This is a genomic window from Pseudomonas sp. TH31, from assembly GCF_016650815.1.
GTDB lineage: Bacteria > Pseudomonadota > Gammaproteobacteria > Pseudomonadales > Pseudomonadaceae > Aquipseudomonas.
Genome location: NZ_JAEKEZ010000005.1, coordinates 125,472 through 137,458, shown reverse-complemented (window position 1 = coordinate 137,458; position 11,987 = coordinate 125,472). Strand labels below are relative to the sequence as shown.

The following is an 11,987-nucleotide window of genomic DNA, read 5'->3' as shown; positions in this document are numbered from 1 at the left end:
TTTCACTCGGGCGAATGGAAGCTCAGGCTGTAGTTCACCGCTTTCGGGCCAGGATCGAGGATGTCCAGCGCGATGTGGATCGGCGTTTGCGGGGGCATTTCCGCCAGGCCTTCGAGGTCGCCGTTGAGGTACTCGCCGGGCTTGAAGCGACGGCTGGCGATCAGGTGACCGTTGAGGTCGGCAAATCGCAACTCCAGCAGCGGAAAGGGCTGGGAGAAGGCCGCACGGTTATAGATGATCGCATCCACCACGAGTGCCCCGCTGAAATCCGGATGACTGCGCACCACCAGGTTGCTGCTCTTGATTTTGGCGATGTCGACCTTGGACGGCACCGTACAGCCGAGTTGCGGGCACAACTCCTGGAACCAGGGGCGGTATTGATCCTGGCGGGCCAATTCCTCGAAATGGTACGCGACGTATTGCCCGGCGAGGGCGCCGGCGCCCAGCAGGATCAGCACCAGCCAGAAAAACCGGCGGCCCCAGGGTGAGCGGCGTTTCTGCCAGTCCAGTTGCAGCGGGTCGTCAGTCAGGTCTTGCAGGACTTCAGCACGCGTGCCCGGTTCGCTGCGTTCGCGCTTTTGCCGCAGCGGTTCGATGGGCGGCAGGTTGTCGTCGATGTCGTCGGCAGCGGACAGGCGTTCGTGGTGAGCGGGGGCGGGGATGGGGTCATGCAGGTGCAGTTTGGGCACTTGCTGCTCGTCGTCCAGATCCACCGGTTCCAGGGACAGCGACGGTTCGGTGCGCGAGTGTTTGCCCGGTTCGTCCGTCAGTTCTGGCATGGCAGCGGAATCGGCAGCCTGGGCGCGATCGGCGGCCGATTCGCTGAACAGGCTGTCGGACCACGGTTCTTCGCCGGTCTCGACGCTGTCCCGGCGAGCGCTCAAGGCGTCTTCGCGGTGATGGCCGAATTCCTTGGTCGGCTGGATTTCCCGCTGTTCGAGCCGGGCGAGTTCCTGGTCCAGGTCAAGGCTGTCCAGATCCATCTCGGCAGCGGTCCACTGCTTTTGGCTGATGGCTCGCTGTACCGGCGGCTCGACGATGGCCGGGGCGACCGGTTTGACCGCGTCCTGGCCGGCCCGTTGCTCAAGCAGTTGCTTGGCAGCGTTGAACACCTGCAAGCAGGAGCCGCAACGAACTACTCCACGGGCCACACTCAATTGAGCGTGGCTGACACGGAAGCTGGTTTGGCAATGCGGGCACTGGGTGACGAAGCTGTCGGTCATGCGGCGATCCGGATTATGCAGGTGCTCATTCTAGCGCCGACGGCCAGTGATGCGCACCCAGCCATCGCGATTGGCAATCGGGTCCAGATCGAAGTCTTGAGCGTAGGCCCTGGCGACGTCTTCGCCTTGCTCGGCAAGGATGCCCGACAGTGCCAGGCGGCCGCCCGGTTTGACCAGGCTGGACAGTTGCGGCGCCAGGGACACCAGCGGGCCGGCCAGGATGTTGGCGACCAGCACGTCGGCCTGAACTTGCGGCAGATCTTGCGGCAGATACAGCGGGAACAGCGCTTCGGCGATGTTGTTGCGCCCGGCGTTGTCGCGGGAGGCTTCCAGGGCTTGCACGTCGATATCGGTACCGACAGCTTCCTTGGCGCCCAGCAGCAGGGCGGCAATCGCCAGAATCCCCGAGCCGCAGCCGAAGTCCAGCACGTTGCAGTCCTTCAGATCCTGGCCATCGAGCCATTCCAGGCACAACGCGGTGGTCGGGTGGGTGCCGGTGCCGAACGCCAGGCCTGGGTCCAGCAGCAGGTTCACGGCGTCGGGTTCAGGCGCGGCGTGCCAGCTCGGGACAATCCACAGGCGCTCACCGAAACGCATCGGCTGGAAGCCGTCCATCCAGCTGCGTTCCCAGTCCTGGTCTTCGATGATTTCGCTGTGATGCTCGGGCAGCGGACCGCCGGTCAGCAATTCCATGTGGGCCAGCACGCTGGCGGCTTCGGTGCCGTCCTCGAACAGGGCCAACAGATGGGTGTGGGACCACAGCGGGGTGGTGTTGAGTTCCGGTTCGAAGATCGGCTGATCTTCGGCGTCCATGAAGGTCACCGACACGGCGCCCACTTCAAGGAAAGCGTCTTCGTAGGTTTCGGCTTGTTCTGGGCTGATGGCGAGACGGACTTGCAGCCAAGGCATGGCGGGCACCTTTGAAAAATATTGATTGCAGCCTAGCGGGCTGCGAGAAGCGCGCAAGTTTACGCGAGCGCGCGGCCGATGACGACCATCTGCAAAATCAAAGATCGCAGCCTTCGGCAGCTCCTACAGGAGTTCACCTTCCTCTGTAGGAGCTGCCGAAGGCTGCGATCTTTTGATCTGAAACAACCAAGCCGCCCGAAGGCGGCTTGGTTGATTACCAGCTAAAGCTTAGTGCTTGTCGCCAGCCAGCTTGTGTTCCAGGTAGTGGATGTTGACTCCGCCTTTGCAGAATTCTTCATCACGGACCAGGTCGCGGTGCAGCGGGATGTTGGTCTTGATCCCGTCGACAACGATTTCGTCCAGCGCATTGCGCATGCGCGCCATGGCTTCGTCACGGGTTGCGCCGTAGGTGATCAGCTTGCCGATCAACGAATCGTAGTTCGGCGGAACGGCATAGCCACTGTACAGGTGCGAGTCGACGCGAACGCCGTTGCCGCCTGGCGCGTGGAAATGCTTGACCGTACCCGGCTTGGCATGAAGGTTTTCGGGTCTTCGGCGTTGATCCGGCATTCCAGTGCGTGACCGCGGATGACAACGTCATCCTGGGTGTACGACAGCTTGTTGCCAGCGGCGATGCTGAGCATCTCCTTGACGATGTCGATGCCGGTGACCATTTCCGAAACCGGGTGCTCAACCTGAACGCGGGTGTTCATTTCGATGAAATAGAACGCGCCGTTCTCGTACAGGAACTCGAATGTGCCTGCGCCACGGTAGTTGATGTCGATGCACGCCTTGACGCAGCGTGCGAGGACTTCAGCTCGTGCCTTCTCGTCGATGCCCGGTGCCGGCGCTTCTTCGAGAACCTTCTGGTGACGACGTTGCAGCGAGCAATCGCGGTCGCCCAGATGGATGGCGTGGCCCTGGCCGTCGGAAAGCACCTGGACTTCCACGTGACGTGGGTTGGTCAGGAATTTTTCCAGGTAGACCATCGGGTTGCCGAACGCCGCGCCTGCTTCGGTGCGGGTCAGTTTTGCGAAAGAAATCAGGTCTTCTTCTTTATGCACAACGCGCATGCCGCGACCACCACCGCCGCCAGCGGCTTTGATGATCACCGGGTAACCGACTTCGCGACCGATGCGCAGAGCGGTTTCTTCGTCTTCCGGCAGTGGGCCGTCAGAGCCCGGAACGGTTGGAACACCAGCAGCGATCATGGCGTGCTTGGCCGATACCTTGTCGCCCATCAGGCGAATGGTGTCGGCTTTCGGGCCGATGAAGGCGAAACCGGAATTCTCGACCTGTTCGGCGAAATCGGCGTTTTCCGCGAGGAAACCGTAGCCTGGGTGAATGGCGGTAGCGCCAGTCACTTCAGCAGCGGCGATAATCGCAGGGATGTGCAGGTAAGACTTTGCAGCCGATGCCGGACCGATGCAGACGGATTCGTCCGCCAGACCCAGGTGCATCAGCTCTTTGTCAGCCGTGGAATAAACGGCGACGGTCTTGATGCCCATCTCTTTGCAGGCACGCAGGATCCGCAGGGCGATCTCACCGCGGTTGGCGATCAGAACTTTTTCCAACTTCGCAGTCATCAAAGTCTCTCCGCGGTTCAAACGATGGTGAACAGCGGTTGGTCGTACTCAACCGGCTGGCCGTCTTCGACGAGGATGGATTCGATCACACCGCTGGTTTCAGCTTCGATGTGGTTCATCATCTTCATGGCTTCGACGATGCACAGGGTGTCGCCTTTCTTCACGGTCTGGCCAACTTCAACGAAGGACGGCGAGGACGGGGAAGATTTGCGATAGAAGGTGCCGACCATAGGCGAACGGGCAACGGTGCCATTCAGAACCGGTGCGGCCGGAGCAGCAGGTGCGGCAGCAACGGGAGCTGCAGCAACAGGCGCAGGCGCCGGAGCGTGCATCGGAGCCGGAGCGTAGTACTGCTGAGCCGGGGTCTTGCTGTGACGGCTGATGCGTACGGACTCTTCGCCTTCCTTGATCTCGAGCTCGTCGATGCCGGACTCTTCCAGCAATTCGATTAGTTTCTTAACTTTACGGATATCCATGAATCATCAACTCCCAAGGGTCGGTCAGGGGCGTAACGCTTGTTGTTCAAGCTGTTGCCTGTCTTTCAAGCTGTTCCAGGGCAGCCTCCAGGGCCAGTCGATAACCGCTGGCGCCAAGGCCGCAGATCACTCCCACCGCTACATCGGAGAAGTAAGAGTGATGGCGGAAAGGTTCGCGTTTGTGCACGTTAGACAAATGCACTTCGATGAATGGGATGCTCACCGCCAGCAGCGCGTCACGTAATGCGACACTTGTGTGCGTAAAAGCTGCTGGGTTGATCAAAATGAAGTCCACACCTTCGCCGCGTGCGGCGTGGATGCGGTCGATCAATTCATACTCGGCGTTGCTTTGCAGGTGCAGCAAATGATGGCCGGCTTCACGGGCACGGCGTTCCAGGTCCTGGTTGATCTGCGCCAGTGTCGTAGCGCCATAGGTGCCCGGTTCGCGGGTGCCGAGCAAGTTCAGGTTGGGTCCGTGCAGAACCAGTAGCGTCGCCATCTGCTGTTCCTTGTTATCCGTGTGCAATTGTCAGAACCCGGCGACTATGCCGCAAAGCCTTTGTGACTGTCCAGTTCTATGCAATAGCCAGCACGATGGCCGATGTTTGCGCGAAATTTGTGACCGAGTGATTAAATCCGGTCATTTGCTTTCGCAACACGTTCGGCGAAGTCGGCCGCATTGATCTCGCCAATCACCCGCACATCGGCACGTTCGATGCCGTCCTTGCCGAAAAACATCAGCGCGGGCGGACCGAAGAGCTTGTACCGGTCGAGCAGGGTGCGCTGTTCGGCATTGCTCGCGGTGATGTCGAAGCGGATCAGCCGATAACCCTTGAGCCGTTCGACGACTTTGGCGTCGTTAAGCACTTCGTGTTCGATGACCTTGCAACTGATGCACCAGTCGGCGTACCAGTCCAGCAGCAGCGGGTTGCCCGAGGTTTTGGCGTCGGCGAGGACGCGGTCGAGGTCGGCCGGGGTGCTGACGGTTTGCCAGGTGCTGGTGTTTTGCAGCGGATTGCCGGTGGCAACGACGGTGGTTCTGCCGAGTGGGTTCAGCAGGTCGCTCTGTCCGCTGAAAGCGCCGTACCAGCAGGCCATCGCATAAAACAGCAGGAACAGGCCGAGCAATTGGCCAAGACGTTTTCTCGGTGGTTTATACACAAACTCCAGCGCGCCGAGAAACAAGCCGACGCCGCCCCACAACAAGCCGACCAGCAACAACGTCACCTGGCCCGGCAGTACGCGGCTCAGAAGACCGATCGCCAGCGCGAGCAGCAGCACGCCAATGGCGTTTTTCACATAGACCAGCCACGGGCCGCTTTTCGGCAACCACGCCGCGCCGCCAGTCGCCACCAGCAACAGCGGCGTGCCCATGCCCAGGCCGAGCAAGAACAGTTTCAGCCCGCCGCCCAAGGCATCGCCGCTGGCACTGATGTACAGCAGGGCCCCGGCCAGTGGCGCCGACACACAGGGTGAAACCAGCAGGCTGGACACCACGCCCAACACCGCAGCGCCCCACAGTGAACCACCTTCGGTGCGCCCGGCGATGTGGTGCAGTCGATGGCTGATGGCGTTGGGCAGCTTGAGTTCGAACACCCCAAACATCGCCAGCGCAAACACCGCAAAAAACGTCGCGAACGGCACCAGAACCCAGGCCGATTGCAGGCGTGCCTGAAGATTGAGCTGCGCGCCGAACATGCCCATCAACGCGCCGAGCAGAGCGAAGCAGGCCGCCATGGACAGCACGTAAGCCAGGGAAAGGTTGAAACCACGCGCCCCGCCAACCTGGCCGCGCAACACGACGCCGGAGAGGATCGGCAGCATCGGCAATACGCAGGGGGTAAACGTCAGGCCGATACCGGCGAGGAAGAACAGCGCCAGTTCGCGCCAGCTCCAGTTCGCCGTCGCAGCGGTGACCTTGTCGGCGACAGCCATGTCGCTGCCGTCGATGCTCAATTGCTCGGTTTCAGGCGGATAGCACAGGCCTTGGTCGGCGCAGCCCTGGTAGGTCACCGCCAGGGTGAACGCGCGTTGATGGGTGCGCGGCAACTCGACATCGAGAATCCCGTGGTAAACCTCGACATCGCCGAAGTACTCATCGTGCTTCTTTTCACCGTCGGGCAGTTGCGCTGCGCCCAGGCCGACATCGGCCGGATCGGCGCGGAACTGGAAGCGGTGACGGTAGAGGTAGTAGCCCTCGGTGGCGACGAAACGCAGCTTGATCGACTGTGGCGTGCTTTCTACCAGGCTTAATTGAAAGGCTTCGCGCACCGGCAGGAAGTCGGCGCTGTTATTGATCGAACCCAGCGTGGAACTGGGCCGACTGTCCAGCAACCCGGTGGCGGAGGCCGGCAGGGCGAGCACTAAAAGCAGCAGGCAGAGCAAACGGCGCATGACAATCTCGCGTATCGGAAGTGGGGGCATGATAGCTGAGTGCGCAACGTATGCGTCTACGCCGACCCCGACCCCGTAGGAGCTGCCGAAGGCTGCGATCCTTTGATCTTCGGCCATGTAATAGTCGGCCAAAATCAGGATCAAAAGATCGCAGCCTTCGGCAGCTCCTACGGCGGATTGTGATGGGGGCCGGAGAAATGGGGGTTCTGTCAGACGCGGAAGGCCTGGACGGCTGTATGCAGTCGCCCACCCAGCACCAACAAATGCTCCCCTTGCTCACGCCCCTGGCCAATACGCAACAAGTTATCCCCGCCCAACTGGTGAATCCGCTCACTGTGATCACGGATCTCGCTGACGGCACCGCTTTGCTGGGCCGTGACATCGGCAATGCGCACCGCCGTGTCGGCAATGGTCTGGATCGCCCCGACAATTTTATCCAGCGCGCCATCTGCGTCTTGTGCCTGATTGGCCGTGGCTTCGGCGTGCTCGACCTGGGCGCGCATGCCTTCCACCGATTGCCGTGCCGCGGTTTGCAGGCCGGCGATCAAGGTCTGGATCTCGGCCGTGGCGCCGGCGGTACGTTGCGCCAATGAGCGCACTTCTTCAGCCACCACCGCAAAACCTCGGCCCATTTCCCCGGCGCGGGCGGCTTCGATGGCGGCGTTCAGGGCCAGCAGGTTCGTCTGGTCGGCAATCGAACGGATCACCGTCAGCACGCCGCCGATGGTCGCTGACTCTTCGGCCAGGTGTTCGATCATCTGCGCGTTGCCTTGGACTTCGCCCACCAACGCATGCAGCCCGGTGAGGCTCAAACCGATGACTTTCTGGCCATGTTCCACCGCCAGCCCGGCGTTGCGACTGGCGTCGGCAGCCTGGCTGGCATCGCCGGCCACTTGTTGAATCGTCGCTTCCAGCTCACCGAGAGAGTCGCGGATCAATGCCGTGTCGCCGGCCTGATGCTCGGCGCCGCTGTGCAAGTCGTTACTCAGCTCGGCCAATGTGCGGCTGCTGCCGGCAACCTGTTCAGCGTTGAGGCGAATGGTCCCCACCAAATCCACCAGGTACGCCCGCAAGCGATTCAGCGAAGCTTGAATGTCATGCAGTTCGCGGTTGGTCTTGCCCAGCTGAATGTCCTGGCTGAAGTCGCCCTCGGCCCAGGTCGACAGCGCGGGTGCCAGGTTGGTCAGGGTTCGGGCCAGGCGTCGCTGCAAGGTGTCGATCAGCAGCGCGATCAGCAGAATCAGGCCGATCATCAGTCCCTGCATCAGTCGAACTTCGCCCTGGATCTGCCCGTGTTGGGCACGCACCACCGGTTCCAGCCCGGCGATGGCCTGTTGCACCGCGGTGATTTTCAGGTGTGTCGCGGCACTCAGGTCGGCGCGCTTCTGGATTTGATCGCGGGTGCGCGCCAGTTCAGCCGGATAGCGCGTGAGCAGGCTGTCGAGTTCGCGCTTGAAACCGACCCCGGCATCTTCGGTCGCGGCTTTTTCGGTGTTCTCCAGGCCCATCATCGAGGCGAAATCGTCGGTGCTCGATGCCGTGCTGGCGGTCACGCCGAGCAGCGGCAAGGCATCCAGTTGCGTCGCTTGGGCGCGGATGCTGGCGACTTCTCGCTCAACATCGGCGGCCAGTTCGCTGCGGCCGCTGCTGACCAGTTTGTCCGGGCCAGGGACAGTTTGCCCAGGTGCTGGGAGGCAGCGAGCAACGGTGTCAAATAGGTTGCGTTTGCGCTGGCGTATTGGCTGAGCTGATCGAGGCTGGCGCCCAACTCCCGTTCGGCCTGGAGCAACAGCGCCTGCGGATCGCCGGCGAGTTTGCCGGCGGCCAGCAGCTCGGTCTTGCTGAAATCTTCGAGACTGGACAGGCTCGGGCGCAAGGTCTCGGCCAGTGCCGGGGGCAGTTCAGTGAGTTCTTCTTGCAGGCCGTCGATGGCCTGGCTGGCGCTGCTCAAGCGCAGGGCGTCGCCGCTGGACAGATAATCCTCGACGTTACGCGCCACTTGATTTTGAAATTGCTGGGACAGACCCAGGTAGCGCTCCATCAACAGATAGGGCCGCTCCAGGGCTTTTTGCGACCACCACAGCGTGGCACCGAGGGCGACGCACACGGCAACGAGCAGGAGGGTATTGAGGTTGGTCAGCAGCTTCAGGCGCATAACGGGTCTACCAACGGCAGAATGGTAAGCGACTGAATTTATTGCGTTTGCGTTACAGCGTTATGACCGAGTCGGTGGATTTCGATGAAAAAGTGGCACTTTGCTTTGACTCCCGCGCTGCTTGCACGCGATTGCGTCCGGCGTCCTTGGCGCGGTACAGCGCCTCGTCCGCCTGGCTGGCCATCATCAGGCTGTCGGAATCTTCGCGCAGCTCGACCACGCCAGCGCTGAACGTGCACCAAAGGTCCTGCGGCTGGGCCGGGTAGTGAATTTCGGCAAAGCGCTGACGGATTTCGTCGAGCACCTTGCGGGCCGATTCGACATCGGTGTCGGGCATGACAATCGCGAACTCTTCACCGCCGTAACGGCCAATGAAATCGGTCTTGCGCAAGCGTTGCTTGAGGAACAGTGCCAGGCTCTTGATCACCCGGTCGCCCATCGGGTGGCCGTGGCTGTCGTTGACCCGTTTGAAGTGGTCGATGTCGAGCATCGCAAAGCTCAACGGCTTGCTCTCGCGGCGGGCGCGGAACGAGCAGTCTTCGAGCAACTGCAGAATGTGGGTGTGGTTGTACAAACCCGTGAGGCTGTCGCGGACCATCCGCGCTTTCAGGTTGCGCGCCGGGCCGCGCGGTTGCGCACGGTGGTGATCAGGTGCCGCGGCTTGATCGGCTTGGTCAGGAAGTCGTCGCCGCCCTCGCTCATGGCGTCAAGCTGCTTGTCCAGGTCGTCTTCGGCCGACAGGTAAATGATCGGCACGCTGACGTAACGATCGTTGTGGCGGATCACTTTGGCCAGTTCCGTACCGGTGCAGGCCGGCATGTACATGTCGAGGATGATCAGGTCGGGCTGGAAGTCCGCCAGTTCGGCCATGGCCTGGATCGGCTCGATCAGCGTGCGCGTGACGATCCCGGCGCTGTTGAGCAAGCGCTCGGTGTGCAAGGCCTGGGCGCGGGAGTCGTCGATGATCAGCACTTTATACGGTTCGTACTGGGCGACGCAGGTCAGGACTTCAATCTTCTCCAGCAGGCTCGACGCTTCGAGGGTGCCGGTGAGGAATTCCTGGCCGCCGGCGCGCACGGCGGCGAGGCGGGTCGGGGTGTCGGTTTCATGCAGGCTGAAGAACAGCAACGGCAACGGTTCATCGAGGCCGACCTGGGCTTCGGCGGCCAGTTTCAAGCCGATGCCCGGGCCGCTGAAGTCCACGTCCATGACAATCGCCGCCGGCAGTCGCTCGATCATCGAGGAGCGAAAGGCCGAAACGCTGTCCAGCGACTGGGCGCTGAGCCCGAAGAACTCCAGTTGCTTGGCCAGCCGCTCGGCACGATCGTGATCTTGCAGCATCACGTAGATCGGCTTGCGCAGCGACGGCAGGAAGGTTTGGTCCAACTGATCGCCGTGACGCAGGCCGGTGCGGGACAGGCGCTGCATCAACCGGTTGAGGTCAGTGATCAGGCCGCTGCTCAGGCGTCCGCGATTGGCGTCGACAGCCTCCAGTGACTGGCCGATGTGACGCGCCAGTTGCGAGTGTTCCGGTTGTTCAAAGCGTTCGGCAAAGCGCAGCAGGCGCAGGTTGGCCTCGCTCAGTTCGGACAAATCGGTGGTGGACCACTCGCTGCGCTGCAGGCGCTGCCATATCTCAAGAATCTGACGTGCCTGATGAATTACCCGCTGGGCAAAGTGGTGCTTGAGGCGCTCACGGCTGGGGTCTTCTGGCTCGGTCATATCCTGACTACTAGTTAGGGTGCATGCTGAGATCGACTGGTGGCTCTATGCTAGCACCTCTTTTCAGTCACATCAGTGTCGTATGTCAATAATCTGCAAAGCGACATCATTCAGTTTATGACCAGTCGGTCGCGCAGGATCTGTGTAGCGGCTGCCGCAGGCTGTGCGCGGCTCGTGTAGCAGCTGCCGCAGGCGGCGTTCGGCTGCGCAGCAGTCGTAAAACCTGAGTGTGAGTTCTTTCTGAAACACCGCGGCGCCTGATTTCACGACTGCTTCGCAGCCGAACGCAGCCTGCGGCAGCTGCTACAAATCCTAGCTTCATTTATAGTGTCGCCTCGATCGATGCGATTGTATGGCTCGTTGTTTCGCGCAGATTAATGCGCGGCAAATTGAGGCACGATGGCGTAGGGTTGTGGTCGAACCGATGAACTCAAGTGATTGAAAGGATATCGCCATGCTGGACTGGAAGAACCGCGCGGGCAGCGCACCCGAACGTGCCGCTGAACCGAAATCGGCCACCCGCAGTTATTTCGGTGGCCTGCTGTTCAGCCGGGCGCTGGCCACTTTGATCGGCCTGTACCTGTTGGTGACCATTGGCCTCGGATGGTACTGGAGTGAAGAGCCTGCCTTGTTCCCGGTTCAACAAAACGCCCAGGTCGCTGCCGAGAAAGAAGGCAAGCAGATGGTCGTCGGCTACACCACGGTGGAAACCCTCAAGACCGTCGCCGGCACCTTGCTGAGCAAGCCGGGCGGCTACATTTCCAATGACCGCTTCCCGCCGGGCCTGTGGATGGACAACATGCCGAGTTGGGAATATGGCGTGCTGGTCCAGGTCCGCGACATGACCCGCGCCCTGCGTAAAGACTTTGCGCGCTCGCAATCGCAATCGGCCGAAGACGCTGATCTGGCCAAGGCCGAGCCGCGTTTCAACTTCGATAACAAGAGCTGGGTCCTGCCATCCAGCGAGTCGGAGTACCAGGAAGGCATCAATTCCCTGAGTCGCTACCAGGCCCGTTTGTCCGATCCGGCGCAGAAGAATGCGTTGTTCTATGCCCGCGCCGACAACCTGAACAACTGGCTGGGCGATGTCGGCACCCGTCTGGGTTCGTTGTCGCAACGCCTGTCGGCCAGCGTTGGCCGGGTCAAGCTTAACACCGCGCTGAAAACCGAAGTGGTGATGCCGGGCCAGGTGCCGCAGGTTGACGAAGAAATCGTCGAAACTCCGTGGATGCAGATCGACAACGTGTTCTACGAAGCCCGCGGTCAGGCCTGGGCGTTGTCCCATCTGCTGCGCGCCGTTGAAGTCGACTTTGCCGATGTGCTGGCGAAGAAAAACGCTACCGTCAGCGTGCGCCAGATCATCCGTGAACTGGAAGCTTCGCAAGCACCGGTCTGGAGCCCGATGATCCTCAATGGCAGCGGCTTCGGGATCTTGGCCAACCACTCGCTGGTCATGGCCAACTACATATCCGGGCCAACGCTGCCGTGATCGATCTGCGTCAACTGCTCAATCAGGGCTGAG

At 61.3% G+C, this 11,987-nt stretch carries 7 protein-coding genes and 3 pseudogenes; 1 reads left to right on the top strand and 9 read right to left on the bottom strand.

The features are described 5' to 3' along the window. Positions 1–2 precede the first annotated feature (2 nt). From JFV26_RS02300 to gcbA, 9 genes and pseudogenes are all read right to left on the bottom strand, one after another. Positions 3–1,223, bottom strand: coding sequence for a DUF3426 domain-containing protein (locus JFV26_RS02300; RefSeq protein WP_201189375.1), 1,221 nt, complete (start codon positions 1,221–1,223; stop codon positions 3–5). Positions 1,224–1,253: 30 nt separating this feature from the next. Next, on the bottom strand, positions 1,254–2,132 hold the full coding sequence (prmA, locus tag JFV26_RS02295) for a 50S ribosomal protein L11 methyltransferase (protein ID WP_201189373.1): 879 nt from the start codon (positions 2,130–2,132) through the stop codon (positions 1,254–1,256). 228 nt (positions 2,133–2,360) lie between these two features. Next, positions 2,361–3,718: pseudogene (gene accC, locus JFV26_RS02290) on the bottom strand (acetyl-CoA carboxylase biotin carboxylase subunit). A 17-nt stretch (positions 3,719–3,735) separates the two neighbouring features. Continuing rightward, a complete protein-coding gene (gene accB, locus JFV26_RS02285; RefSeq protein ID WP_140669630.1) occupies positions 3,736–4,194 on the bottom strand; it encodes an acetyl-CoA carboxylase biotin carboxyl carrier protein in 459 nt (152 codons plus the stop codon). A gap of 46 nt (positions 4,195–4,240) precedes the next feature. Next, a complete protein-coding gene (gene aroQ, locus JFV26_RS02280) occupies positions 4,241–4,693 on the bottom strand; it encodes a type II 3-dehydroquinate dehydratase (protein ID WP_201189370.1) in 453 nt (150 codons plus the stop codon). 131 nt (positions 4,694–4,824) lie between these two features. Beyond that, on the bottom strand, positions 4,825–6,588 hold the full coding sequence (locus JFV26_RS02275) for a protein-disulfide reductase DsbD (RefSeq protein WP_201189368.1): 1,764 nt from the start codon (positions 6,586–6,588) through the stop codon (positions 4,825–4,827). 209 nt (positions 6,589–6,797) lie between these two features. Next, entirely contained in the window at positions 6,798–7,841 is a 1,044-nt protein-coding gene (locus tag JFV26_RS34660; protein WP_446739894.1) for a methyl-accepting chemotaxis protein, read from the bottom strand. Positions 7,842–8,137: 296 nt separating this feature from the next. Then, complete coding sequence (locus JFV26_RS34655; protein WP_446739892.1) at positions 8,138–8,743, bottom strand: hypothetical protein; 606 nt, start codon at positions 8,741–8,743, stop codon at positions 8,138–8,140. 52 nt (positions 8,744–8,795) lie between these two features. Continuing rightward, positions 8,796–10,465: pseudogene (gene gcbA / locus JFV26_RS02265) on the bottom strand (diguanylate cyclase GcbA). A gap of 454 nt (positions 10,466–10,919) precedes the next feature. Here gcbA and JFV26_RS02260 point away from each other — a divergent pair. Continuing rightward, positions 10,920–11,986, top strand: a pseudogene (locus JFV26_RS02260) (DUF2333 family protein). Position 11,987: the final 1 nt, after the last annotated feature.

What these genes read in the sequence shown, in the direction of transcription:
- JFV26_RS02300 (WP_201189375.1), bottom strand. Translation starts at nt 1,223, where the DNA reads ATGACCGACAGCTTCGTCACCCAGTGCCCGCATTGCCAAACCAGCTTC.
- prmA (WP_201189373.1), bottom strand. Translation starts at nt 2,132, where the DNA reads ATGCCTTGGCTGCAAGTCCGTCTCGCCATCAGCCCAGAACAAGCCGAA.
- accB (WP_140669630.1), bottom strand. Translation starts at nt 4,194, where the DNA reads ATGGATATCCGTAAAGTTAAGAAACTAATCGAATTGCTGGAAGAGTCC.
- aroQ (WP_201189370.1), bottom strand. Translation starts at nt 4,693, where the DNA reads ATGGCGACGCTACTGGTTCTGCACGGACCCAACCTGAACTTGCTCGGC.
- JFV26_RS02275 (WP_201189368.1), bottom strand. Translation starts at nt 6,588, where the DNA reads ATGCGCCGTTTGCTCTGCCTGCTGCTTTTAGTGCTCGCCCTGCCGGCC.
- JFV26_RS34660 (WP_446739894.1), bottom strand. Translation starts at nt 7,841, where the DNA reads ATGATCGGCCTGATTCTGCTGATCGCGCTGCTGATCGACACCTTGCAG.
- JFV26_RS34655 (WP_446739892.1), bottom strand. Translation starts at nt 8,743, where the DNA reads ATGCGCCTGAAGCTGCTGACCAACCTCAATACCCTCCTGCTCGTTGCC.